The 24149-nt window shown below is 69.2% G+C and carries 18 protein-coding genes and 1 tRNA gene; 3 read left to right on the forward strand and 16 right to left on the reverse strand.

Features of this window, described 5'->3' with window-relative positions; all coding sequences use genetic code 11:
- Positions 1-3: 3 nt before the first annotated feature.
- The 3 genes from ACOOHF_RS15235 to groES all read right to left on the reverse strand — a co-directional run bounded on the left by ACOOHF_RS15235 (position 4) and on the right by groES (position 4020).
- Positions 4-1884, reverse strand: a complete 1881-nt coding sequence (locus ACOOHF_RS15235) for a hypothetical protein (protein ID WP_420462313.1) — start codon at positions 1882-1884, stop codon at positions 4-6.
- A gap of 120 nt (positions 1885-2004) precedes the next feature.
- Positions 2005-3642: a chaperonin GroEL gene (gene groL, locus ACOOHF_RS15240; protein WP_420462314.1), complete on the reverse strand. Its 1638-nt coding sequence runs from the start codon at positions 3640-3642 to the stop codon at positions 2005-2007.
- 69 nt (positions 3643-3711) lie between these two features.
- Complete coding sequence (gene groES / locus ACOOHF_RS15245) at positions 3712-4020, reverse strand: co-chaperone GroES (RefSeq protein ID WP_419935678.1); 309 nt, start codon at positions 4018-4020, stop codon at positions 3712-3714.
- 231 nt (positions 4021-4251) lie between these two features.
- Here groES and ACOOHF_RS15250 point away from each other — a divergent pair, with 231 nt between their 5' ends.
- A complete protein-coding gene (locus ACOOHF_RS15250; protein WP_419935679.1) occupies positions 4252-4473 on the forward strand; it encodes a hypothetical protein in 222 nt (73 codons plus the stop codon).
- 31 nt (positions 4474-4504) lie between these two features.
- Here ACOOHF_RS15250 and ACOOHF_RS15255 read toward each other — a convergent pair whose 3' ends face one another.
- Genes ACOOHF_RS15255 through secD form a run of 9 tightly spaced genes read right to left on the reverse strand, consistent with a single transcriptional unit; the run spans position 4505 to position 14216 of the window.
- Positions 4505-5284 (reverse strand): type III pantothenate kinase, encoded by a 780-nt coding sequence (locus ACOOHF_RS15255; protein ID WP_420462315.1) that lies wholly within the window; start codon positions 5282-5284, stop codon positions 4505-4507.
- A 5-nt stretch (positions 5285-5289) separates the two neighbouring features.
- Complete coding sequence (locus tag ACOOHF_RS15260) at positions 5290-6108, reverse strand: biotin--[acetyl-CoA-carboxylase] ligase (RefSeq protein WP_420462316.1); 819 nt, start codon at positions 6106-6108, stop codon at positions 5290-5292.
- Between the two features lie 7 nt (positions 6109-6115).
- Positions 6116-6916 (reverse strand): undecaprenyl-diphosphate phosphatase, encoded by an 801-nt coding sequence (locus ACOOHF_RS15265; protein ID WP_419935682.1) that lies wholly within the window; start codon positions 6914-6916, stop codon positions 6116-6118.
- Complete coding sequence (gene bshA, locus ACOOHF_RS15270) at positions 6913-8097, reverse strand: N-acetyl-alpha-D-glucosaminyl L-malate synthase BshA (RefSeq protein WP_420462317.1); 1185 nt, start codon at positions 8095-8097, stop codon at positions 6913-6915. The genes ACOOHF_RS15265 and bshA overlap by 4 nt, the downstream gene beginning before the upstream one ends.
- Complete coding sequence (gene miaA / locus ACOOHF_RS15275; RefSeq protein WP_420464385.1) at positions 8075-9037, reverse strand: tRNA (adenosine(37)-N6)-dimethylallyltransferase MiaA; 963 nt, start codon at positions 9035-9037, stop codon at positions 8075-8077. The genes bshA and miaA overlap by 23 nt, the downstream gene beginning before the upstream one ends.
- Before the next feature lie 26 nt (positions 9038-9063).
- A complete protein-coding gene (gene mutL, locus ACOOHF_RS15280; RefSeq protein WP_420462318.1) occupies positions 9064-10827 on the reverse strand; it encodes a DNA mismatch repair endonuclease MutL in 1764 nt (587 codons plus the stop codon).
- Positions 10824-11603 carry a TatD family hydrolase gene (locus tag ACOOHF_RS15285; protein ID WP_419935685.1) on the reverse strand — a complete coding sequence of 260 codons (780 nt, stop codon included), beginning with the start codon at positions 11601-11603 and terminating at the stop codon, positions 10824-10826. The genes mutL and ACOOHF_RS15285 overlap by 4 nt, the downstream gene beginning before the upstream one ends.
- Complete coding sequence (gene secF, locus ACOOHF_RS15290; protein WP_420462319.1) at positions 11600-12538, reverse strand: protein translocase subunit SecF; 939 nt, start codon at positions 12536-12538, stop codon at positions 11600-11602. Before secF ends, ACOOHF_RS15285 begins: the two co-directional genes overlap by 4 nt.
- Before the next feature lie 13 nt (positions 12539-12551).
- Complete coding sequence (secD, locus tag ACOOHF_RS15295; protein ID WP_420462320.1) at positions 12552-14216, reverse strand: protein translocase subunit SecD; 1665 nt, start codon at positions 14214-14216, stop codon at positions 12552-12554.
- A 257-nt stretch (positions 14217-14473) separates the two neighbouring features.
- Between secD and ACOOHF_RS15300 the strand changes: the two genes are divergently transcribed.
- Positions 14474-16042, forward strand: coding sequence for an SLC13 family permease (locus ACOOHF_RS15300; protein WP_419935688.1), 1569 nt, complete (start codon positions 14474-14476; stop codon positions 16040-16042).
- Positions 16043-16104: 62 nt separating this feature from the next.
- Here the strand turns inward: ACOOHF_RS15300 and ACOOHF_RS15305 are convergent, their stop codons facing one another.
- Positions 16105-17001 carry a DUF4440 domain-containing protein gene (locus ACOOHF_RS15305; protein WP_419935689.1) on the reverse strand — a complete coding sequence of 299 codons (897 nt, stop codon included), beginning with the start codon at positions 16999-17001 and terminating at the stop codon, positions 16105-16107.
- 267 nt (positions 17002-17268) lie between these two features.
- Here ACOOHF_RS15305 and ACOOHF_RS15310 point away from each other — a divergent pair, with 267 nt between their 5' ends.
- Complete coding sequence (locus tag ACOOHF_RS15310; RefSeq protein WP_420462321.1) at positions 17269-19782, forward strand: zinc-dependent metalloprotease; 2514 nt, start codon at positions 17269-17271, stop codon at positions 19780-19782.
- 29 nt (positions 19783-19811) lie between these two features.
- Here ACOOHF_RS15310 and ACOOHF_RS15315 read toward each other — a convergent pair whose 3' ends face one another.
- The 3 genes from ACOOHF_RS15315 to selD form a co-directional block, all read right to left on the reverse strand.
- The gene (locus ACOOHF_RS15315) at positions 19812-22892 is read right to left on the reverse strand and encodes a TonB-dependent receptor (RefSeq protein WP_420462322.1); all 3081 of its coding nucleotides are present in this window, start codon (positions 22890-22892) and stop codon (positions 19812-19814) included.
- Between the two features lie 30 nt (positions 22893-22922).
- A tRNA-Ile gene (locus ACOOHF_RS15320) sits at positions 22923-22996 on the reverse strand.
- An 81-nt stretch (positions 22997-23077) separates the two neighbouring features.
- Positions 23078-24139 (reverse strand): selenide, water dikinase SelD, encoded by a 1062-nt coding sequence (gene selD / locus ACOOHF_RS15325; RefSeq protein ID WP_420462323.1) that lies wholly within the window; start codon positions 24137-24139, stop codon positions 23078-23080.
- Between the last annotated feature and the right edge of the window lie 10 nt (positions 24140-24149).

A 24149-nucleotide genomic window follows, 5' to 3' on the forward strand; every position in this document is an offset into this window, starting at 1 on the left:
CCGCTAGCGAGTGCGGAGCACGACGAACCGGACCCCCGCCGATCCGGGCACGCGTCCACCGGCCAGGGTCGTCAGCCGGACCCGGAGCGGCGGGTGCGGTCCGTCGCTCTCGAGCACAAAGTACCGGCCCGTCGCCGCGTTCAGTTCGAAGTCGACCCGGACGTCGGTGTCGGCCGTGAGCGCGATGTCGGTCGTGAAGAGCGGAAACTCGCGGTCGAAGGGCTCCTCGCCCTCCAGCTCCCGGTGCAGTGCTGCGAACGCGTCCCGCAGTTGCAGGCTCGTGACCTGGGTCGAGAGGGGTATCTCTCCCTGCCGGTCGTCCGCAATGGGAGCCAGGGCCCAGGTCGCGAGCAGTTCCTCCCAGTCCCCCGGCGCGCCCACCGAGGCCGCGACCCGTTCGAGGTTCTCCACGCCACGCGTGCGGCCCGGGCCGCCACCCGCCAGGTCGCGGAAGATGGTTTCCTCAGGGGGACCTCCAAGCAGGCCCCCTGCGCCGACGGCGTACTGATCCGCGAACCAGCGCAGCAGGAGCCAGCCGAAGCCTCGCATGGCCAGCGACGGAACGCCGGACGGATCGCGGCCCTCCTCGTCTCCGAGCGCGGGCGTCCGGTGGGGATCGGTCAGGTAATACGCGGCCCGCCGGAGGTTCGGAAAAAAATATGTGCGGAAGGTCTCGGGGAGCGCGGCCAGTTCCTCGAAACCGTAGTTGCTGCCGGGACGCAGCCTGCCGATGGTCATCCCGACGACGGTCTCCGCCGAATGGGCGAGTCCTTCGCTCAACCACACCGCCTCGAGGTCGGCGAAGCTCCCACCCTCGAGTACGGCGCGCCGTTCGGCCGAAATCAGGTGTTCGAGTTCGTGCGCGGCGACTCCGATCGCCCGGGTCGTGGCGAAGGACGCTGGAACCGGTTTCGAGTACCGGCCGTCGGGATCGGCCGCGAGAAGCCACAGGAGTTCACCGCCGTTCGAGGCCGCACAGCTCTCGGGGTCGGCCAAGTCAACGGGGTTGAAGAAGCCGGAGATCCGCGTCGTACTGTTGCGAGGGGTCGTCCGGTTCACCACCGGAGTGAACAGCACCCAGATGACGCCGTTCCCGTCGACGTCGGCGGGTTCGCCGAAGTACGCCGTGACCACCGGGAAGACGATGTTCTCCAGCGCCCGGATCACGGTCGCGTACTCCGCGTCGGACACCCAGCCGGACCCATCCACATCTTCGGCGACCGCCAGGTTCGGGCCCACGGCGCGAACGACCGCGGTCACATCGTGGATCCCCGCGCAATCGACGCCGAGATCCGGACTCACCCCGTTCCGGAAGACGACCGTATCCCCGGGCACCGGGGGTCGTGTCGCGCCCCTGGACTCCGCTCCGGACGCCCACTCCGCGGGAAGGGGCGCGCGCGGCCGGGTCGCGTTCAACGGTCGCGCGCCGAGCAGAGTGCGTCGCGCGGATGCTCGCAGGGTCAGTTCCGCCGACGATGCCGCTTCCAGACGCCGCCCCTCAGCCGAGATCAGACGGGGAGCGGAAGAGAGCGCCGGCACCTGTGCGGCCGTCGCCTCGCGGCCCCTCGCCGAGAGGCGGAGGCGGGTGCGCGCGCCGGGCGACCTCAAGCCGCTCTGTACCGCAATGAGGTATTGGGCGGAGGTGGTGCCCGATTCCACCTCCATGGACACGAGATCGTCCAGTGGGACTTGGCACATCTCCCCGGGCGCCAGCGACAGCGACAGCTCGGCCGCGCCGCGGCGCGTGACCACATCGCAGGGCGACCCGTCCGGCCCCGTGGCGTCGGCGCACGCGAGCGACAGCAGCGCGGCGAGGCCGAGCGCCGCCGGCCGTGCAACGCCGGTCCCTGTCGGCATGCGGGGGAGCCATGGTATCGAGGTCATCGCGCTCCATCGTAACCGCGCCGCCCGGATGCGCGAAGGCCCGGCCGGAGCCGGGCCTTCCCGTACTTCCCTTCCGCGGGACGAAGATCGCCGTCCCGCGGGCCTTCGGCGGACGGGCTGCTAGTACATGCCGCCCATGCCGCCGCCGGGCGGCATCCCGGCCGCCGCCGCGTCCTCCTTCTCGGGGCGCTCGACGACGACCGCCTCGGTCGTCAGGAGCAGACCCGCGATCGAAGCCGCGTTCTGGAGCGCCGTGCGCGTGACCTTGGTCGGGTCGATGACGCCGGCCTTCACCATGTCCTCGTACACACCGGTCCCCGCGTTGTAGCCGGTGTTGTGCCCCTCGGCCTCGCGGACCTTCTCGACGATGATCGCACCCTCGGCCCCCGCGTTCGAGGCGATGATGCGGATCGGTTCCTCGATCGCGCGGCGCACGATCTTGATCCCGATCGTCTCGTCCGCGTCCGCGCGCTCGAACCCGTCCAGCACCGCCTGGCTCCGGAGCAGCGCCACGCCGCCGCCCGGCACGATGCCTTCCTCGACCGCCGCCCGCGTCGCGTGCAGCGCGTCCTCGACCCGAGCCTTCTTCTCCTTCATCTCGGTCTCGGTCGCCGCGCCCACGTTGATGACCGCCACGCCGCCGGCCAGCTTCGCCAGCCGCTCCTGCAGCTTCTCGCGGTCGTAGTCCGACGTCGACTTGTCGATCGCGACCTTGATCTCGCTGATCCGGCCCCGGATCCGGTCCGTGTCACCGGCGCCGTCGACGATGGTCGTGTTGTCCTTGTCGATGACGATCCGCTTCGCCTGCCCCAGGTCGCCGACCACCGTGTTCTCCAGCTTGAAGCCGAGTTCCTCGGAGATCACCTGGCCGCCCGTCAGGATCGCGACGTCCTGCAGCATCTGCTTGCGGCGATCGCCGAAGCCCGGTGCCTTGACGGCCGCGACCTTGAGCGTCCCGCGCAGCTTGTTGACGACGAGCGTGGCGAGCGCCTCGCCCTCGACATCCTCCGCCACGATCAGGAGGGGCTTGCCCATCTGCGCCACCTTCTCGAGGACCGGGAGCAGGTCCTTCATGGCCGAGACCTTCTTGTCGTGGATCAGGATGATCGGCTCGTCGAGCACGACCTCCATCTTGTCCGGATCCGTGACGAAGTACGGGGAGAGATAGCCGCGATCGAACTGCATCCCGTCGACCGTCTCGAGGTCGGTCTCGAGGCCGCGCGCCTCTTCGACCGTGATGACGCCGTCCTTCCCGACCTTCTCCATCGCGTCGGCGATCAACTCGCCGATCTCATGGTCGCTGTTGGCCGAAATCGCCGCGACCTGAGCGATCTCCTTCTTGCCCGAAGTCTCGACGGAGATCTCGTGCAGGTTCGCGACGACCGCCTCGACCGCCTTCTCGATCCCCCGCTTGAGCGCCATCGGGTTCGCGCCGGCCGTCACGCTCTTCAGACCCTCGGTGAAGATCGACTGCGCGAGCACCGTGGCCGTGGTCGTGCCGTCGCCCGCCGCGTCGGAGGTCTTGGTCGCGACTTCCTTGACCATCATCGCGCCGAGATTCTCGACCGGGTCATCGAGCTCGACTTCCTTCGCGACCGTCACACCATCCTTGGTGATCGTCGGGCTGCCGAACTTCTTCTCCAGGACCACGTTCCGCCCCTTCGGGCCGAGCGTGACCTTCACCGCGCGGGCGAGCTTGTCCACGCCCGCCTTCAGGCGCTGCCGCGCCACGGTATCGAATTCCAGATCCTTCGCCATCTTCATCTCCTTCGCCCACTTCGGGCGCCTCTGTCAACAGGATCGATCGGTTGGGTTACGACCAACGCCTTACAGGACGGCCAGAACGTCGGTTTCCTTGACAATCAGGTAGTCCCCCCCATCCAGCTTGACTTCGGTCCCGGCGTACTTGCCGTAGAGGACCCGGTCTCCCGTCTTGACCTCCATCGGGATCCGCACGCCGTCGTCGTTGAGGCGGCCGGGGCCCACGGCGACGACGGTCCCCTCCTGGGGCTTTTCCTTCGCGGTGTCGGGAATGTACAGCCCACCGCGCATCTCCTCGGCTTCCTCGAGTGGCTTCACGACGATGCGATCAGCCATCGGGGAGATGCTGAGCTTCGTGTTCGAGGCGGTTGCCATCTTGCCCCTCCTTGACGCTTCGGTTTCCGGTTGATCAGCGCTTGAACGCGGCCGCGAGGGACCTCGCGGCTGTTAGCACTCCTTGCTGCCGAGTGCCAAGCTGGACGGAACATAGTCGCCGAACCGGCGCCGATCAAGTATCCGCGGACACCCGCGGGCAACGATGGTCCGGGGGTTATGAAACCCCGCCGATGCCGGTAACGTAGGGCGACCCGAACAAGGGAGGTCAACATGATTCGATCAGCATTGGTCCTTGTCGCCGCCGGAGCCGTGGGGTTCTGGGTGACGGGCATCCTCTTCGGAGTCGTCCTGCCCCTCGTCGGCATGGCGCTGAAGGTCGTGATCTTCATCGCGGTCGCGTACCTCGTCCTGCGTCTGATCAACCCGGAGTTCGCGGACAAGCTGAAGGGAAAGTGCTGCGGGGCGAGTGCCTTCCGCGCGTTCAGGCGCTAGCAGTCCGCAGCGGGGCCCTTTCCACGGGCTCCTAACCGTCCGCGGGGGCGGGTCCCGGGAACAGATAGCGGTCGGCGATCGCCAGACCCGTGATCGTCAGCGCCGGCTCGACGCGGTCGACCGTGCGACAGTGCGGCGCGACGACCCGGGCAAGCCCCCCCGTCGCCACGACCAGCGTCTCGCGCCCCCACTCCTCCACGATCCGGTCGACGATCCCGTCGATCCCATCCACCACCGAGTAGAATCCGCCGCTCAGCAGACAGTCCAGCGTGTTGCGGCCGATCACCTGCCCGGGCCTTTCCACCTCGACCTGGGGGAGACGCGCCGTCGCCCTGGCCAACTGATCGAGGCCCGTGGTCGGGCCGGGCGCGATCACGCCGCCCAGGAAGACGCCGTCGGCCGTGATGCAGTCGAACGTGGTCGCCGTCCCGAGGTCCACGACGACGGTGTCGCGGCCGTAGAGCTCCGCCGCGGCGAGGGTGTTCGCGATCCGGTCGGCGCCGACCTCCAACGGGTGATCGACCTCGAGATGCACCGGGACCGGCGACGCGCCGTCGAGGAAACGGAGCGGAAGATCCAGCATCCGGCCCGCGGCCAGCCACGCCCGTTGCAGCGCGGGAACCACGGACGCAACGACGATCCGCCCGGGTGACGGGAGATCCTGCGCCGCGAGGAGACCACGGAGCTGGAGGGCAATCTCATCGCCGGTCCGGCGACGGTCGGACGCGAGCCGCCAGACGTGGACGGGCGTGCGTCCCTCGAACCATCCGAGCACCGACTCGGTGTTCCCGATATCGACGGTGAGGAGCACGCCGATCAGCTCCCGCCGACCTCGATCGAGCCCGCGATCACGCGGCGCAGGGCTTCGCCCCGCGGCCTCAGGAGGAGCGCTCCGTCCGGCGCGATCCCCGCCGCGAGCCCGACCGCGGGTTTGCGGTCCGAGAGCCGGTGCTCCACCCACCGGTTGCGGAGCCAGTCGAAGCGATCGAGTTCGTCCAGCGAAGCCGCGTCGAGCACGTCCGAAACGGTCGGCAGGCGGCGCTCCAGCCCCGCGACCGCGGCGTCGGCCACGTCGATCAGCCGCGCCGGCCCCACGCGCTCGTCGAGCGCCACCGCCCCCTTCACGTCCGCGGGCAGGCGACCGGCTTCGACGTTGATCCCCACGCCGACGATGAGCAGCCCCTCCCCCTCCCCGCCGCTGGTGACCTCGGCCAGGATGCCGCCCAACTTCCGGTCGCCCGCCATGAGGTCGTTGGGCCACTTCACGGCCGCACCGAGACCGGGGAAGCGCCGGTTGAGTTCACGCGCCAGATCGACCCCCGCCACGACGGTCAGGAGCGGCGGCAGGATGTCCGCCCCGGGACGGAACAGCATGCTCAAGTAGAGGCCCGCCCCGGCGGGCGAACTCCATGCGCGGCCTCTTCTCCCCCGTCCGGCCGTCTGCTCGCGACACACGACGATGGAACCCGCCGGTGCGCCGGCCGCTGCCAACCCGTGCGCGAAGTCATTCGTCGACGGGATGCTGTCGAACGGGTACACCGCGTCCCTCTCCCACCGTCGGCGAAGGGCGGCGGCCGACTTTCCGGCCCAGCGGTCGACCTGTCCTGCGAGCATGGTCACCCCGACTTCGGTCACGTCTCGGTCATCCGCGCAGCGCCGGCCAGAGCGCGGCCGCGGCCAGGTAGGCTCCGCCGGCGATCCAGCAGTACCAGGCGAAACGGTGGAAGACGCGCAGTTCCAGCATTCGCAGGAAGATACGAATGGCCAGGACCCCGGACAGGGCCGCGGTGAGGAAGGCGGCGCCGAGCGGCACCGAACCGAGCACGGCCCCGGCCTCTCCGAGCGCCGGCGCCTGGAGCACCGCGGCCCCGGCGATGGCCGGGATCGAAAGTAGGAAGGAGAACTCGGCCGCGCGGCGCGGATCGACGCCCGCGGCCGTCGCGGCGGCCACCGTACTCCCCGAGCGCGAGATGCCGGGGAGGATCGCGAGCGCCTGAGCCAGTCCGATCCCCACGGCTCCGGCGAGGGTCGGCCGCCCGCGCGTGGCGCGCCTGGAGAAGTAGCGGATCGACCAGACGAGGACGCCGGTCAGGAGCAGCATCGCGGCCGCGATCACGGGACGCTCGAACGCCGGTTCGAGCGCGTCCCCCAGCCCCGCTCCGACGGCCGCGGCGGGCAGCGTGGCCACGGCCAGCAGCCCGATGTAGGCCAGGCTCCGGCGGTCTCGCGACCACGCGCCGCGAACCAGGCTCGCCAGCCGCGCTCGAAACTCCCAGCAGACGGCGCACAGCGTCGCCAGGTGCACGGTGACCTCGAACGCGACCCCGGGAAGTTCGATCCCGAACAGCGCCTGCCCGAGTACCAGATGCCCGGAACTCGACACGGGCAGGAACTCGGTGATGCCCTGTACGAACCCGAGGATGACGGCCTCGAGCAGTGTCACGCGGCCGAGACCCCCGGTGCGTCGTCGAGGCCGAGGACGTTTCGGTAGAGCGCTTCGTAGCGGGGGACGATGCGATCGAGGGCGAAGTGTTCGACGGCCCGCCGCCGCGCCTCGCGAGAGAACCCGGTCCAGAGGGCGCCATCGGTCAGCAGCGAGACGGCCGACCGTGCCATGGCGTCGACCGAGCCCACGGGATGGAGGTAGCCCGTGGCGCCGTCCTCGATCACCTCGTCCAGACCGGTGCCGGAGGACCCCACCACCGGGACGCCCGACGCCTGGGCCTCCAGTGCGACGAGCCCGAACGACTCCTGTTCGCTGGGTAGAAGGAAGAGGTCGGCGTTGGCGAGGAGGTCGGCGACCGAGTCGAACTTGCCGAGGAAGACGACCGCCCCGGAGATGCCCAACTCCGCAGCGAGTTCCTCCGCCCGCTGGCGTTCGGGGCCGTCACCCACCAGTACGAGCCGAGCCGGAACCTCGCGCCGGATTCGTGCGAACATCTCGATGAGGTCCGGGATGCGCTTGACCGCCCGGAAGTTCGAGATGTGCATCACCACCTTCTCGCCGGGCCGCGCGAGCCGGTGCCGTCCCCGGTAGCGCTCCCGATCGTAGACATCGGGGTCGACGAAGTTCGGGATCACGTCGATGGCGCAGCGGTCGCACTCGAAGTCACGGTGGGTCCGGTCGCGCAGCCAGTCGGACACCGCGGTCAGCCGATCCGATTTTTCGATCGAAAAGCGCGTGATCGACCGATACGACGGATCCTGTCCGACGAGGGTGATGTCCGTACCGTGCAGCGTCGTCACCAGCTTCACGTCGCCCCCGGCGGCCCGCAGCATGTCCCTCGCGATCCAGCCCGCGGTCGCGTGCGGGATCGCGTAGTGCACATGAAGCAGATCGAGTCCTTCGCGTCGCGTCACCTCGTGCATCGTCACGGCGAGCGCGAGCGAGTAGGGCGGGTACTCGAACAGAGGATACCGGTTCACTTCCACCTCGTGGAAGTAGACGCCGTCGATGAACTGGGTGAGGCGGAACGGCTGGGCGTAGGAGATGAAGTGCACCTCGTGTCCGCGGCGGGCGAGACCGAGGCCGAGTTCCGTGGCCACGGCTCCCGAGCCGCCATACGTCGGATAGCATGTGATGCCGATCTTCATCTTCTCTTCATCCCCCGATTTCCCGGCCATCTCCCGCTCTCGACGCGGATTCCCGCCATTCCCGCGCGATGCGGCGCGCAAGTTGCCCCGACTTCGTCGAGCCGTCCAGCGCGACGGCGTCCCCGGGGAGCTGATGTCGGAACCAGGTGCGTTGCCGGCGCGCATAGCGCCACGTGGCGGCGCACACGCGCTCGATCGTCTCCTCGATGCCGGCGTGTCCTCGCACGAAGGCCGCAACGTCGGCGTAGCCGAGCGCGTTGAAGGCCCGCGAATCCTCCAGGCCCCCTGACAGCAGGCCGCGAACCTCGAGCGGCCACGCGCCGCCCCGGATCAGCCCATCGGCCCGGCGCCGGATCCGCTCGCGCAGGAGTGACGCGGGCACTTCCAGCACCCACGTCGCGGTGCGCAGCGGGGGCCGCTCCGTCCTTCCGGACGCCATCCAGCCGCTCAGGGGTTTGCCCGACAGCAGGGCGAGTTCGATCGTCCGGGCGGCGCGCTGGCGATCGAGTGGGCGCTTGCGAGCGGCCAGCGAGGGGTCGAGCCGGGTCGCCCAGCGCAGGAGTTCCACCCGATCGAGTTCCGCCAGCCATTTGTGGAGCCGCCCGCGCCGTTGCGGGTCGAGCGCCGGCTCCTCGAACATCGGGTGCGTGAGGGCGCGCAGGAAGAGTCCCGTCCCACCGGCGAGGATGGGGACCGGGCCTCGACCCCGGATATCCGAAATCCAGGCGGTGGCCAAGCGCGCGAAGCGCCCCGCCCCGTAGCGTTCGTGCGGATCGAGGAGCTCGACGCCGTGGTGCGGAGCCGCCGCCAATTCGGCGGGCGTGGGCGCCGCGGTCCCGATCGCGAAGCCGTCGTATGCCTGCCGGCTGTCCATCGAGATGATCTCGCCGCCCAGCTCGCGCGCGACGTCGATGGCGATCGCCGTCTTGCCCGACGCGGTCGGCCCCACGATGGCGGGCACCGGCGGCATCCCCACGACCGCGCTCCCCGGCCCCGCTAGTGGCGCCCGAACCGGCGGTCCAGCTCTTCAACGCCCAGGCGCACGATCGTCGGGCGGCCGTGGACGTCGTGTCCGGGCAGTTCGGTCGCGAACAGGCGGTCAAACAGCTCCCGCGCCTCCTCCGGCGAGATGTGCTCCCCCGCCTTGATCGCGCCCTTGCACGCCATGCTCTTGGCGATCCGCTCGTGCTGGTTCCGTGCGGAGTTGACGAGCGGCGACCCCTCCGCGAGTTCACGCACCATCTCGCGCAGACAGCGCTCCGCGTCGAAGCGCGCGTGCGGCAGCGGCGCGGCCCGCAGGATCCACGTCCGGTCGCCGAAGGGCTCCAGTTCGAACCCCAGCCGGCCGAGGAACCCCGACAGGTCCTCGAGCGCCGCGTGTTCGGGCGGCGAGAACTGCAGCGTGACCGGGAAGAGGAGTGCCTGCGAGGTGCCGAGCCCTCCATCGAACCGCGCCATGATCTCCTCGTAGAGGACGCGCTCGTGAGCGGAGTGCTGGTCGACGATGATGAGGCCCTCGCGCGTCGCCGCGAGAATGTAGCGATCGTGGAGCTGCCACAACTCGGGGCCGGTGAAGACTTCGGCGACGTCGGAGGCGGGAGGGGCGCCGGATCCTGCGGCGTCGGGCCCTCGATCCGGCACGTCCCGGCCCGCGACGAAGAGCGCGAACTGCGGCATCTCGACGGACCCTGCGGCGGTTCCCCGCGACACGGACGAACGGGCTCGATCCGCGACGGTCGAGACCCCGATCGGCTTCGTCGAGTCGAGGCGGGCGAGCGCCCTCCGCACCGCGTCGTGTACCGCGGTCTCGACGTGCGCGCGATCGCGGAAGCGTACCTCCGCCTTGGCGGGATGCACGTTCACGTCCACTCGTTCCGGCGAGACCTCGACCCACAGGAAGAGACTCGGCCTCACGCCCTCCACGACCGTGGTCCGAAAGGCCTGGTCCACGAGGCGCTGAAGCGCGGGATCCCGAAAGGGCCGGCCGTTCACGAAGGTATAGCGGCGTCCTCCCCGGGCCCGCGCCGCGTCGGGTCGCTGGACGAAGCCCCGCACGCGCACCGCTCCCTCCGCGTCCTCGACCGGAATCAGCGTGCCCGCGAGATCTTCCCACAGCTGACCGATGCGCCCGAGCCAGTCCTTTGCCGGAGCGAGATCCATCTTCGTCCGCCGGTTCGACTCCAGGCGGAGCCCCACCCCGGGGTTGGCGAGTGCCAGGAGGACCAGCGCCTCACCCGCGGCCCGGGTCTCGGCGGCCGAAGTCTTCAGGAACTTCGCCCGGGCCGGCAGGTCGTGGAACAGCGCCCGCACCGTCGCCGTGGTCCCTCGTCGGCGGGCCACCGTGTCGACCCCGCGAATCCGGCCGAAGTCGACACGGACGCGTACGCCTTCCCCGGCGCGCAGTGCGGTGTGAAGCTCGAGGCGGCTCACCGCCGCGATCGAGGGGAGGGCCTCGCCGCGGAACCCGAACGAGCGCACCCTCCGCAGATCGTCCGCGCTCCGGATCTTGCTCGTCGCGTGACGTTCGATGGCGAAGAGCGCGTCCTCGGAGCCCATCCCCCTCCCGTCGTCGGAGACACGGATCTCGGTCTTGCCCCCGTTGCGAAGCGCCACTTCCACGCGCCGCGCTCGGGCATCGATCGCGTTCTCGACCAGTTCCTTCACCACCGAAGCGGGACGCTCGACGACCTCTCCCGCGGCGATCTGGTTCGCGACGTGGTCGGGGAGGATTGCGATCCGACGCGGATCGGAACCCGTCATGCCGCCTCCTCCAGCCCGTAGAAGCGGCGCGCGTTCGACGTCGTCAAAGCGGCCGCCTCCTCGAACGAGATGCCGCGCAGTTCGGCCACCCGCTCGCAGGTGTGCGGGAGAAACGCCGGCTCGTTGCGACGCCCGCGCCGCGGGACCGGAGCCAGGTAGGGGGCATCGGTCTCGATCAGGAGGCGGTCGGCCGGCACCGCACGGACCGACTCGGCCAGCTCGGAGACGAAAGTGACGAGCCCCGAGAAGGAGACGTACCAGTCCGCCGCCAGGGCCGCATCGAGGAGTGCCTCGCCGCCCGTGAAGCAGTGCAGCACCCCGGCCACGCCGTCGCCGTACTCCGCCACCCGTGCCGCCGTGTCGGGCTCCGCCGAGCGCGAGTGGACGACGATCGGCAGCCCGAGCCGGGCGGCGAGTCCGAGGTGCGCCTCGAAGTTCGAGAGCTGCGCCGACCGGGCCGCATTGTCGTAGTGGAAGTCGAGCCCGGTCTCGCCGATCGCGACCACCTCGGTCGCGGCCGCGATCCGTTCGATCGCCTCGATGAGCGCGGGCGAACTCCGGTCGGCCTCGTGCGGGTGCAGGCCCGCCGTCGCCCACAGCTCGGGCGTCCGCGCGGCCAGCGCTACCGCGGCGCGGGCGTCCCCGGGATCCGACGCGATCGTGACCATGCCGCCCACCCCGCGCGCCCGGGCCCGTTCCAGAACCTCATCGCGATCCGTGGAGAAACGGGCCGCCGTCAGATGGAGATGCGAGTCGAAGAGGGCCGGCCGGGTCACCCCGCGCGGCGAGCGGCCATGGCGGCGCGCCTGCGCGCCCGGTCGTGAATCTCGAGCAGCATCGGGGAGGCGACGAAGATCGAGGAGTACGTCCCCACCAGCACGCCGATGATGAGTACCCCGGCGAAGGGGCGGATGACCGCGCCGCCGATGACGACCAGGGAGACGAGCGCCATCAGCGTCGTACCGCTCGTGAGCACCGTGCGAGGCAGCGTTTCGTTCAGGCTGCGGTCAAGCGTCGTTTCGTAGGGCTCCTTCCGCTTCTTCCTCAGGTTCTCCCGCACCCGGTCGAAGACGACGATCGTGTCGTTGAGCGAATACCCGATGATCGTGAGGAGGGCCGCCACCGTGGCGAGGCTCATCTCGATATCCAGCAGCGAGATGAACCCGAAGGTGATCAGCATGTCGTGCGCCGTCGCGATCACCGCCGCCACGCCGAACCGCCACTCGAAGCGGAACGCGAGGTAGATCAGCGTCAACAGGAAAGAGAGGAGGACGGCGATGACCGCGGTGCGCTGGAACTCGCCGCCCACCTTCGCGCTCAGCGCATCCCCGCGCGCGATCTCGAAGCTCCCGGCGGTGAAGTCCGTCTCGAGACTCGCTCGAATCTGGTCCCGCGTCTCGTTCTGGTCCTCGTCGTCCCCGATCGGCACCCTCAGCAGGAAGTCGTTGCTCTCCTGACCCACCGAGCGCAGCTGCTGGATCTGGACGCCGCTCATCCCCCCCGCGTTCAGCGCGTCGCGAATCTGGGCGATGTCCGTCGTCTGCGAGAACTGGACCTCGAGGAGGACCCCGCCGGTGAACTCGACCCCCGCCCGCAGCCCGCCGCGGAAGGCCATCGACACGAGTCCGATGGTGATGATCGCGGCCGAGGCGAAGTACGCCGGCCGACGCATGGAGAGAAACTTGTAGTTCGCGTTCTGGAAGACCCGCATGATCGCAGCCGCCCTATATGCTCACGGACTCCCGGGAGCCCCGTCGGTTCAGGTACATGATGAAGAAGGTCCGCGTCACGTAGATCGCGGAGAAGAACGACGCGAGGATCCCGATGCACAGCGTGACCGCGAAACCCCGCACCGCGCCGGTGCCGAACTGGAAGAGGATGATCCCCGTGATCAGCGTCGTGAGGTTCGCATCGACGATCGCGGACAGCGCGTTCGCGAACCCGGCTTCCACCGCGGTGCGCGGCGTTTTCCCGGCCGCGAGTTCTTCGCGTACGCGTTCGAAGATGAGGACGTTCGCGTCCACCGCCATCCCGATCGACAGGATGAGACCCGCGATGCCCGGCAGCGTGAGCGTCGCGTCGAGGCCGGCCAGGCCGCCCAGCATGAGGACCACGTACACGACCAGGGCGCCGACCGCGAGCACGCCCGCAGCCCGGTAGTAGAACATCATGAGGATGATGACGCCGACGATCCCGATGATGAACGCGGTCCGCCCCTGCCTGATCGAGTCCTCACCCAGCGAGGCGCTCACGTTCCGCTCCTCGACGACCTGGATCGGCATCGGGAGGGCGCCGGCGCGGAGGACGAGCGCGAGCTCCTGGGCTTCCTGCAGCGACGAGCCGGGCGTGAGCTCGATCTGAGCCCGCCGGCTCAGCGTCTGCCGGATCACCGCGTAGCTCTGCACGCGGTCGTCCAGCACGATGGCCATGTTCTGATTGATGTTCCGAGCCGTCCCGCGCTCGAAGATGCGCGCCCCGCGGCGCGTCGTCTCGAACGGCACGAGGGGCTGGTTGAAGGTCGGATCCCGGTTCGCGGGTCCGGCGTCCTGCAGCATATCGCCCGTGATCAGCGGCTCGGCCTCGAGCACGTAGAGCGGGACGTACGAACTGCCGCCCGCCCCCACGTCCTCGACGCCCCAGTGGACCGTGACCTCCCGCGGGATCGCCTCCCGGACGCCGTCCAGCTCGAGCCACGCCGCCGCGGTCGGCTGATTCTCGGACGCTACCAGGAACTCTCCGGGGACCCGGCCCTGGCCCAGCAACGCGCTCAGGGGCCGCGCCGTGGCGGGGTCCACGATCTCCGCCGGGTCATCCGTCTCCGCCATGGAGTCGGGGGCGGCCGCATCCTCCGCGGAGTCCGGCACGGTGCCGAGGATCTCGCCGAGGTCCACCTCCGGCTCCGTCTCGAGCGAGGTAACCTCCAGGTTCTCGATCCCGACCTCGTTCACGATCGCGCGGTCGAGGCGTTCAAGCGCGGAGAGGAACGCCTGGCCGTCCGTGATGATCTTGAACTCCATGTAGGCGGTTTCGGTGGCGATCCGCTTCGCCTGCTCGGGGTCGTCCACCCCGGCGAGTTCGATGATGATGCGGTTGCCGGACCGCTGGATGGTCGGCTCGCGGACCCCGAACTCGTCGATCCGGTTGCGGATCGTGGTCAGGGTTCGTTCGACCGCGTCGTTCAGATCCTCGCCGGTGAGCGTCCCTTCCGGATCGTAGATCTCGACCGCGAGGTGCATCCCGCCCTGCAGGTCGAGCCCCAGCTTCAGCGGCCAGACGAGATCCGACGTCCCCGTCTCCTCGTCCACCACGGTCTCCGGCACGAGGGCGAAGCCGCAGAGCGCTACCAGGACGGCGATCCAGATCAACCGCCATCGTACGGAACTGAACATCTAGATCATCACCGTTCTTCGTGGGTCTCGTGATCGCGGGCCGCCGCGGGGCCTGGACGGCCCGCGCATCCAGCCAGCGTCGTCGCCGCCAAGTGGCAAAGGGAGGCAAAGCTAGCCAAGCGACCGCCATGAGGAAACTACGCGGCCCCTCGCGACGCGTGGTAGCTTCCCTCCGCCGCGGCGCGTCCTCCGGCGGGGCGCGCCCCGGTCCCGCGCGGGCGGGGCCGCGATCATGACACGGAGCCGCGAGGCACCGCATGGCCCAAACGACTTCGCAAGACGATCGTTCCACGCGGCCGGCCCCCGAAGGCCGGTCCCGCGGCCAGCTCATCGGCCTGTGGCTCGGACCGCTGCTCTTCCTGCTCATGCTCCTGTTCGACCTCGAGCCGGGCCGCCCCGAGATCACGCGCATGGCCGCGGTGGCCCTCCTCATGGCCACGTGGTGGATCACCGACGCGATCCCGCTCTTCGCCACCGCCCTGCTTCCCCTCTTCCTCTTCCCGCTCCTCGGCATCGAACGGACCGGAGACACGGCGCCGATCTACTTCAACAGCACGATCGTCCTCTTCCTCGGGGGGTTCATGATCGCCCTCACGATGGAGAAGTGGGACGTGCACCGGCGGATCGCCCTCTGGGTCATCCGCTCCGTGGGGGGCGGGCCGGCCCGTATCGTCCTCGGGTTCATGCTCGCCTCTGCCTTCCTCTCGATGTGGATCTCGAACACGGCCACCGCGATCATGATGCTCCCGGTCGGGCTCGCCGTCATCCTGAGGATGGAGGAGCAGTTCGGGCGGGACCGGACGCGCGCGTTCTCCGTCTCGATCATGCTCGGGATCGCCTACGCCTGCTCGGCCGGCGGCATTGCGACGCTGGTCGGCACGCCGCCGAACCTCTCGCTGCAGCGGATCTTCCAGATCACCTTCCCGGACGCGCCGCACATCTCGTTCGGGGTGTGGCTCGTGATGGCGCTGCCCATCGCGGCGATCATGCTCGCCCTCGCGTGGGTGTTGATCACGCACGTCTTCTTCCGCGTCCCCGAGGAGGTGACCGTCGACCGGGCGGTCGTCGAGTCGGAGATGCGAAAGCTCGGTCCGCTCGGATTCGAGGAACGGGCGATCCTCGTTGTGTTCGCGCTCACGGCCGTGCTCTGGGTCTTCCGCGCGCCGCTCGAGATCGGAGCGATCACGATTCCCGGCTGGTCCGCCCTCCTGCCCTACGGTCACCTGATCGACGACGGGACGATCGCGATCACGATGGCCGGTATCCTCTTCTTCATCCCGACGCGGTCACCCGGGGCGAAATCGCCCACCGTGATGGGGCCGGGGGTCGTGCTGCGGCTGCCGTGGAATATCGTGCTCCTCTTCGGAGGCGGGTTCGCGCTCGCGCACGGCTTCCAGGCGACCGGCCTCGCCCGCGTCATCGGCGACGCGTTCGGCGGGCTGGCCGCGGTGCCGCCGATATTCCTCATCTTCGTCATCTGCCTCGCGATGACGTTCCTCACCGAACTCACCTCGAACACGGCGACGACCGAGATGGTACTCCCGATCTTCGCGGCCATCGGCGTGTCGACCGGGGTTCACCCGCTCCTGCTCATGGTCCCGGCGACGCTGTCCGCATCGTGCGCGTTCATGATGCCGGTGGCCACACCGCCCAACGCGGTGGTGTTCGGGAGCGACCGCGTGAAGATCGCGGAGATGGCGCGGGTGGGGATCGTGCTCAACTTCTGCGGCGCGGTGGTGATCACGCTGATCTTCCGCGCCGTGGGTCCGCTGCTGTTCGGGATCGAACCCGGCGTCCTGCCCGACTGGGCGGTGGCAGGCCCGTAGCAGCCCGGGGAGGGATGGCGGCCGGGTCGCCCGAAGAGACGACCCGGCCGGTACCAGGGTGGTTACATGCCGGAGTGGGCGCCCATGAGGAGCCAGTGCAGCATGAGGCCGCCGTCCTCGCCGCGCGAGTACAGCCCTGCGAAGTGGCCCCCGCCGGCCCCGTCCGGGCCCTCGGTGCCGTAGGTGCCGATGCCCACCGCATGCCCCTCGTCGAGATCGTGCGCGGACCAGGCGGTCATACCGGTGAAGGTCACACCAGCATCGAACATGGCCTGCAGACCCTCTTCGACCGCGGCGCGTCCCTCACGGACCGGCTCACCCGCCATCATCGCGACCGCGTCCTCCGTGTAGGTGTTGGCGACCATCGACGCGTGGCCCATGTTGTAGTGGGTAACGAAGTAGTCCCCGCTCGCTTGGATCAGGTCGCCGCCCATTCCCTCCGTCTGCTCCATCATCTCGCCCGCGGACATGGTCTGGTCGGGGGTGTCGAGGTTACTCACCATTCCCTTCAGCGACCACTCACTATCCGTATTCTCAGCCAGCGCCATGTAGTATCCGGAGTTCGTCACCGCCCGTCCGTCTACTTCGCCGGTCAGCACGTAGTGTCCGCGGGCGACGAGCTGGTCACCGAATCCCATCGTCTCGCCGGGATGGATCGCGATCTGCGACGCCTCCGCGTCGATCCGCGCCTGGAGCCCCGCGCCGATGGCATCCCTCCCGTAAAGCATGGCCCCCGAGCTGCCCCACAGGACCCCGTCCTCGGCGAACTTGCCCGCGACCATGCTGCCGTGACCCATATTGAAGTGGGTCTGCCAGTAGTCGGTGATTCCCGCCATCGCCGCGTCGGTGTCGGGCATGGCTTCGGCCATGTCCTCCGTCATCGCGGCGTCGTCCGTGGCAGGCTCACCGCACGCGATGGTCAGGGCGAGGGCGAGGGGAGCCAGGGTGCGGATACGCATCGGGGTACCTCCTTCGGAAAGAAACTTCATGACCCTGCGGCAGGCGTTCTGCCCAGCGCAGGGATCGTCAACGAGGTATGAACGGAACAACTCAAAGGTTAAGCCGCCGCATGCGGATCCGTCAATGCGACGAGGGGTCGTACCACGCCGGCTCCGGCCCCGGATTGCGGGTTGGCCAAGCCTTCGACCCCATATAGCTTGGGCGCCCGGGCCGACGGGCCCGCCGCGACACGTCACGCGATCGTCCCGAAACGGGAGACACACACCATGGTTCGCACCTTCAGCACCGCACGCCGACCCGCGCTCGTATTCCCTCTCTTCCTGCTCCTCGCGGCCTCGGGTTGCATGCGACCCTTCGCGCGGCCCTCGGCGGGGCCTTCGGCCTCGGGCGGCGGTCCCGGCGGCGGCGGGGAGGAAGATGACGACGGCCCCGCGCCCTACTCGGAGGTCGTGACGGAGGAGGCGGTCACCGACTCGGGGATGGTCCACGTCCACCGCGTCGACGACCAGGTCCTGTTCGAGATTCCGAACGATCTTCTCGACCGGGAGATCCTCCTCGTGACGCGCACCGCGTCCGTCCCCGACGGGATGGGCTACGGCGGACAGAAGCTCAACACGCAGGTCGTCCGCTGGGAGCGGAACGGTTCGAACGGCGAGCGCATCTTCCTCCGCGTCGTGACCCACACGAACGTGGCGGAGGACGGGCTCCCCGTCGCCCGCGCCGTCCGGAGCGCGAACTTCGAGGCGATCCTGCACGCGTTCGACATCGAGGCGCTGAACGACGACTCCACGAGCGTCGTCGTCGACGTCAGCCCGCTGTTCGAGTCCGACATCCCCATGCTCGGGCTGCGCCAGAGCTTCCGCGACCAGTACCGGATCCGGTCGCTCGACTCCGACCGGACCTACGTCGACTGGGTGAAGAGCTTCCCGCGCAACGTCGAGGTGCGGCACGTGCTCACCTACACCGCGCAGACGCCCCCGTCGAACGCGACGACGAACGCGATCTCCGTCGAGATGAACCAGTCGATGATCCTGCTCCCGGACGAACCCATGCAGCCGCGCCTGTTCGACGAACGCGTGGGGTTCTTCAACGTGAGCCAGGTCGACTACGGCCTCAGCGACCAGAAGGTCGTCACGCGCACCTACGTGACGCGGTGGCGGCTCGAACCGAGCGACACGGCGGCCTTCCGGCGCGGCGAACTCGTCGATCCCGTGCAGCCGATCATCTACTACCTCGACCCGGCGACCCCCGAGAAGTGGCGGCCCTATCTCATCCAGGGGATCGAGGACTGGCAGGAGGCGTTCGAGGCGGCCGGCTTCTCCAACGCGATCCAGGGCCGCATGCCGCCCTCGTTCGAGGAGGACCCGGAGTTCAGCCCCGAGGATGTGCGCTACTCGGTGATCCGCTGGCTCCCGTCACAGGTCCAGAACGCCTCCGGGCCGCATGTGCACGACCCGCGCACGGGGGAGATCCTCGAGAGCGACATCCAGTGGTATCACAACGTGGCCAACCTGCTGCGGAACTGGTACCTGATCCAGACGGGCGCGGTGAACCCGGCGGCCCGCCGCGCCCTCTTCGATGACGAAGTGATGGGCGAACTCATCCGCTTCGTCGCCGCGCACGAGGTGGGCCACACGATCGGACTCCAGCACAACATGAAGTCGAGTTCGGCCTTCCCCGTCGACTCGCTGCGGGCGCCGGGGTTCGTGTGCCGCAACGGCGTGGCGCCATCGATCATGGACTACGCCCGCTTCAACTACGTCGCGCAGCCGGAGGACGAGGGCGCGTGCACGGATCCGCGGATCGGGGAGTACGACCGCTTCGCGATCAACTGGGGCTACCGGCCGATCCTCGACGCCGACGCCGACGCGGAACGACCCACCCTGGATGCGTGGATCCGGGAGGTGGAGGACGACCCGGTCTACTACTTCGGCAGCTCCACCCCGATCGACCCGAGCGCCCAGACGGAGGCCATCGGCTCGGACGCCACGGAGGCGAGCGACCTCGGGATCGAGAACCTGAAGCGGATCCTGCCCAACCTCATCGAGTGGAGCAGCGACGGACGCGAGGGGGAGAACTACGAGGAGCTGGCCGAACTCTACAGCAACGTGATCGGGCAGTGGAACCGGTATATGGGTCACGTCGGCACCGTGGTCGGCGGGGTCACGCGGACGCGGAAGCGCATCGGGCAGGAGGGCCCCGTCTACGAGTTCGTGGACGAGGCGACGCAGCGGCGCGCGATGGACTTCTTCGCGCGCCAAGCCTTCGAACCGCCGACGTGGATGATCGACGAGGAGATCCTGTCGAAGATCGAGAACCCGTCGACGGTGGACCGCATGCGGGGCATCCAGGTCCGCGTCGTGAACATGATCCTCGACCCGGGCCGCATGCAGCGGCTCATCGAGGCGGAAGCCCGGAACGGGGACGACCATTACAGCCTCGGGGAGATGTTCGAGGAGCTGAGGGACGCGATCTGGGGAGAACTGGAGACGGGGGCGCCGATCGGCGTCTACCGTCGCAACCTGCAGCGGGGCCACCTGGAGCGGCTCGAATTCCTGATGACGTCGGAGCTCGTGCTCCCGGCCTTCGTCTTCGCCGCTCTGTCCGACTTCTTCACCTCGGTGGATGTCTCGCAGTCCGATATCCGCGCCTTCGTGCGCGGCGAACTCACGGGACTGCAGGAGGCGATCGAAGGCGCGCTGCGCCGCGACCTGGACCGTACGACGGAGCTGCACCTGCGCGACGCGCTGGCCCGGATCGACGAAATCCTCGACCCCTGAGGTCGCTACTTCGCGCGGCCCACGGGCCGCTAGAAGCGGAAGCGGACGCCGAGTTGCGCGCGGCGGGTGTCTCCGAGGCCGCTCCGGATCGTGCCGTCGAAGTTGAACAGGAGACCGGTCTGCGCCGTGTCGAGGAAGTTGTCGGCGCCCGTCAGGTTGAAGACCTCGAAGATGGGCTCGATCGTCCGTCCGCCGCCGAGGTCGAACGCCCTCGAGATCCGCAGATCCCAGGTGAAGAAGTCGTTCTCGCGGCGCAGCGTGTTGCGCCTGAGAACGGAACCGTCCGCACACACCCGGTCCGCCGGGGCGCCGGCACGCTCCCCCGCCGGCGCGGCCAGAGGGTTCGCCACCGTCGGCCCGCAACTCTCCGACATCGGCGAGGCGGAGAGAACCCGGAACACATGGTTCAGGAGCACGCCTCGGCCGAGATCGAAGAGGAGGAAGCCGGTGAACTGGTGGCGCCGGTCGCGGATCGACCAGTTGTATTCCGGCTCGAAATCGGTCGCGGTCGCGTAGAAGAAATTGAACGGATCGCGCTCGTTGTCATCGTCCGACTTGTCGAAGCCCAGCGTGTAGTTCGCCTCGAAGCTCAGCCTGCCGGCGAGCGCCGCGTCCGCGTGAAGCCCGAGCGTGATCGCGTTGTAGCGCGAGCGGGCGCTGCTCTCGGTGACCGTTAGCGTCCCCAGCCCGCCTGCGCCCTCCGCGAACGGCGCGCCGAGTTCCGCCGCATTGCGATCGACGAAGCGGAACAGGTTGTCCGTCCGCGCGTGCTGCAGGGACAGCGTGAACGCCACCGCTTCACCGACCGCCCGCTCCAGGGCGACGTTGAAGGACCAGGTCCGCGGCAGCTCGAGGCTTCGATCCGCGACGTTCACCCCCGGCTGGAAGGGGGGCGTGCCCGACGGCGGGGGCGTGAGAAAATCACCGATCTGCGGCGGCGGCGGGAGGAACGGCGAATCGCTGCTCGCGAACAGCGTCCCCTGGAAGGCGCCGTTCGTCGTGCGGTGCTGCGCGAACACCAGCATCGGGAGGCGCGAGAAGTAGGACCCCGCGTTGACCCGCAGGAGCGTGCGGCCGTCGTCCCCCGGATCCCAGGCGAGCCCGAAGCGCGGCTGGAAGTTGTCGAGGTCGTCCGGAATCGTCCCGTCCGAGGGGAACGCCGGGTGCCCGAGCCAGGGGCCGTAGAAGGTGTCCTCGGGGTCAATGAACGTCTCCGGGTGCCACGAGCCTTCCCAGCGCACGCCGAGGTTCAGCGTCAGATTTCTCCGCGGGCGCCACGTGTCCTGGATGAAGAGCCCCAGCTCGTCCATCGAAAAATCCTGCAGCCCGAGCTGATCCTGCGGCGTGCCCCCCAGCGTGAGCGCCTGCAGGTAGAGGAGGACCGGCCCCGTGATCGACGTCCCCTCGGGACACATGCCCACCGCGCTGTCGGAGCCGTCCGAGCAGGTCACGTAGCGGTTCCCTTCCGTGACGAAGTTCATGAACCCGTCAACGGAGGCGAACTTGTAGAGCCCGTTCGCGAAGCCGATGAACTGCTGCCCGACGCCCGTCCGGTTGTACTCCACGCCCACCTTGAGCAGGTGGTCGCCGGCCAGAAAGGAGAGGTTGTCGACGAGCTGGACGCGGGTGTCGTATCCCGGGTCGACGGGGAGGAAGAAGGGGAGCCCGATCCGGAACCCGTCCGCGAAGTCCATCGCGATATCCGGGAACGGACGACCACCGATCGCGGCGAAAGCCGGCTGCGGCGGGGCCGCGGCGCCCGGCACCAGCGGTCCGTCGTAGCCGCGCGGCCGGTCTTCGCGAGCGTACTGAAACCGAAACTCGTTCGACAAGGTGTTGGAGAGTTGCGACCGGAGGCTCGCGTTCACCGCGTGCGAAAAGTCCTCCTCCAGTCCGTTGGCGCTCAGCCCCCACGAATCGACGTCGAACGTCCCGTTCACCTGCTGCGACCAGGTGTAGTTGTACTTGAGCGACGCCTGGTGCCGGTCGCTGAGGTTGAAGTCGAGCTTCGCGATGAGGGCCCGGTTGTCATCCGTCCGCCGGATGGGGCCGAACTCCTCCTCGAACAGGCCGGGCCACCGCGTCTGGAGGAAGGTCTCCAGCTTCTTGAGTTCGGAGGGGTTCACGACGTTGCGCGTGAACTGCTTGGTCTCGCTCGCCTCCTGCTGGTCGTAGGCGAGGAAGAAGAACGCCCGGTCGCGCACGATCGGGCCGCCGAAGGTGAACCCGAACTGGCTGCGCCCGAATTCGGGTTTGTCGCCCCCCCGAGCGCTCGGGTACGCGGATGAGATCGCGTCCCACTGGCCGAAATAGTGCGCCGAGCCGGCGAAGTCGTTCGTGCCGGACTTCGTGATCACGTTCACGAAGCCGCCCGCGGAACGCCCGAACTCGGCCGACGCCCCCTGGCTCACGACCACCATCTCTTCGATCGCGTCCTGGTTGAAGGTGAAGGCGGGGCGCTGGCCCCCGCGCTGCTCGCCGAAGAAGGGGTTGTTGAAGTCCGCGCCGTCGACGGAGACGTTGTTGAAGATCCCCCGCTGCCCGCCGATGTTGAGGACCTCTCCGTCCGGCCCCTGCGACATCGAGACGCCCGGCGTGAGGAGCGTGTAGTCGAGGAAGTTGCGGCCGTTGTTCGGCAGGTTGCCGACGACCTCCTCGGACAGACGATGGGAACTCGACGCGTCCCCGGTGTCGACGAGCGGCGCCGCCTCCGCGGTGATCGTGATCTCGGCCACGGCGACCGGTTTGAACTCGAGCAGGAGGTCGAGCGTCTGGCCGACGCGGAGGACGAGGCCCTCGACCCGCTCCGCCCCGAACTGGCCGAGGGCGCGGGCCGTGACGTCGTAGACCCCGAGGGGGAGGAGCGTCCGCGCGAAGGTCCCGTTCGAGGTCGTCTCGACCGTGGTCGTGAGCCCCGTCGCGCGATGTTCGATGACGACGGCCGCGCTGGCCACGGGCGCTCCCAGCGGGTCCCGGACGACGCCGCGAATGATGCCGGTCGTGGCCTGCGACTGGGCGACCGCATCCGCCGTGCCGGCGGACAGCAATACGAGGATCGCGAACAGTCCGCCGGAGCGGCGTCGGGAAGCGGGAATGCGGGGCGGCCGCATGGGCGCATCCTTGTCTGTTGCGGGGAACCATGGGCCCGGCAGGATTCGAACCTGCGACCTTGGGATTATGAGTCCCCTGCTCTAACCGGCTGAGCTACGGGCCCGGGCGCTTCGCGGCCTCTCGCGACGCCGGCGAAACGTACGCGCCGGGGCGCGGCGGACCAACGTCGGAAAGTAGCCGCCGGTCAAGCCGTGACTTCGATCTCGATATCCGGTCCGGTCCGCTCCGCGATCTCGCCGATGAGGGCGGCCGCGTACCCGTCGGCCTCGAGCGCCGCGGTCGCGGCCACGGCCTGGTTCCGTGGGACCGCCGCGAGCAGTCCGCCGGAGGTCTGGGGGTCGAGCAGGATGTCCCGCAGGGCCGTGGGGATCCGCTCGTCCCAGCGGACGTGCGGGGAGACCGCGTCGCGGTTGCGAGAGGTCCCGCCGGGTACGCACCCCTCTTCCGCAAGGCGGAGCGCGCCGGGCAGAACTTTCGGCGCCGAAGCCCGGATCCGGGCGCTCGCGCCGGAGGCCCGGCACATCTCGAGCAGGTGACAGAGAAGCCCGAAACCGGTCACGTCAGTCGCGGCGTGCACCTCGAAGTCCGACAATGCCGCGGTCGCCTCGCGGTTGAGTTGCCGCATCGAGGCGACGGCGACCTGGAGATCGGCCGCGGCGGTGACGCCGCGCTTCACGCCGGTCGTCACGACCCCCGTCCCGAGCGCCTTGCCGAGCACGAGCGCGTCGCCGGGTCGCGCGCCGCCCTTGCGCCACAGGCGATCGGGGTCGGCGAGCCCGATCGCGACCAGCCCGAACTTGGGTTCTGCGTCGTCGATCGAGTGGCCGCCGGCCACGGGGATCCCGGCCTCGGCGCACACCTCTGCCGCGCCGCGAAGGATCGCTCCCACGGTCTCGTGGGACAGGGTCCCGGCCGGGACGGCGAGGATATTCAGTCCGAACAGAGGGCGGGCCCGCATCGCGTACAGGTCGCCGAGCGCGTTCGCGGCCGCGATGGCGCCGAAGTCCGCCGGGTCGTCGACGAGCGGGGTGAAGAAATCGAGGCTCGCGACGATCGCCTCCCCGCTCTCGAGCAGGTACACGGCGGCGTCATCCGGACCCTCGAGTCCCACGAGGAGCCGGTCATCGGGCAGGATCGGAACGTGCTCTAGGATGCGGCCCAGATCCTCCGGGCCGAGCTTGCACGCTCAGCCGGCTCCGTGGGAATACTGGGTCAGACGGGCGACTTCGGCCGAAGGCGAGTTCATGGCCCCGAAG

The sequence above is a fragment of the Candidatus Palauibacter sp. genome (genome assembly GCF_965216145.1).
Classification (GTDB): domain Bacteria; phylum Gemmatimonadota; class Gemmatimonadetes; order Palauibacterales; family Palauibacteraceae; genus Palauibacter.

Excerpts from the sequence above, each read along its gene's own strand:
- bshA (WP_420462317.1), bottom strand. The coding sequence starts at position 8,097 with ATGGCCGGGAAATCGGGGGATGAAGAGAAGATGAAGATCGGCATCACA.
- ACOOHF_RS15235 (WP_420462313.1), bottom strand. The coding sequence starts at position 1,884 with ATGACCTCGATACCATGGCTCCCCCGCATGCCGACAGGGACCGGCGTT.
- secF (WP_420462319.1), bottom strand. The coding sequence starts at position 12,538 with ATGCGGGTCTTCCAGAACGCGAACTACAAGTTTCTCTCCATGCGTCGG.
- ACOOHF_RS15310 (WP_420462321.1), top strand. The coding sequence starts at position 17,269 with ATGGTTCGCACCTTCAGCACCGCACGCCGACCCGCGCTCGTATTCCCT.
- secD (WP_420462320.1), bottom strand. The coding sequence starts at position 14,216 with ATGTTCAGTTCCGTACGATGGCGGTTGATCTGGATCGCCGTCCTGGTA.
- ACOOHF_RS15315 (WP_420462322.1), bottom strand. The coding sequence starts at position 22,892 with ATGCGGCCGCCCCGCATTCCCGCTTCCCGACGCCGCTCCGGCGGACTG.
- groES (WP_419935678.1), bottom strand. The coding sequence starts at position 4,020 with ATGGCAACCGCCTCGAACACGAAGCTCAGCATCTCCCCGATGGCTGAT.
- miaA (WP_420464385.1), bottom strand. The coding sequence starts at position 9,037 with ATGCCGCCGGTGCCCGCCATCGTGGGGCCGACCGCGTCGGGCAAGACG.
- ACOOHF_RS15305 (WP_419935689.1), bottom strand. The coding sequence starts at position 17,001 with ATGCGTATCCGCACCCTGGCTCCCCTCGCCCTCGCCCTGACCATCGCG.
- ACOOHF_RS15250 (WP_419935679.1), top strand. The coding sequence starts at position 4,252 with ATGATTCGATCAGCATTGGTCCTTGTCGCCGCCGGAGCCGTGGGGTTC.
- groL (WP_420462314.1), bottom strand. The coding sequence starts at position 3,642 with ATGGCGAAGGATCTGGAATTCGATACCGTGGCGCGGCAGCGCCTGAAG.
- ACOOHF_RS15300 (WP_419935688.1), top strand. The coding sequence starts at position 14,474 with ATGGCCCAAACGACTTCGCAAGACGATCGTTCCACGCGGCCGGCCCCC.
- mutL (WP_420462318.1), bottom strand. The coding sequence starts at position 10,827 with ATGACGGGTTCCGATCCGCGTCGGATCGCAATCCTCCCCGACCACGTC.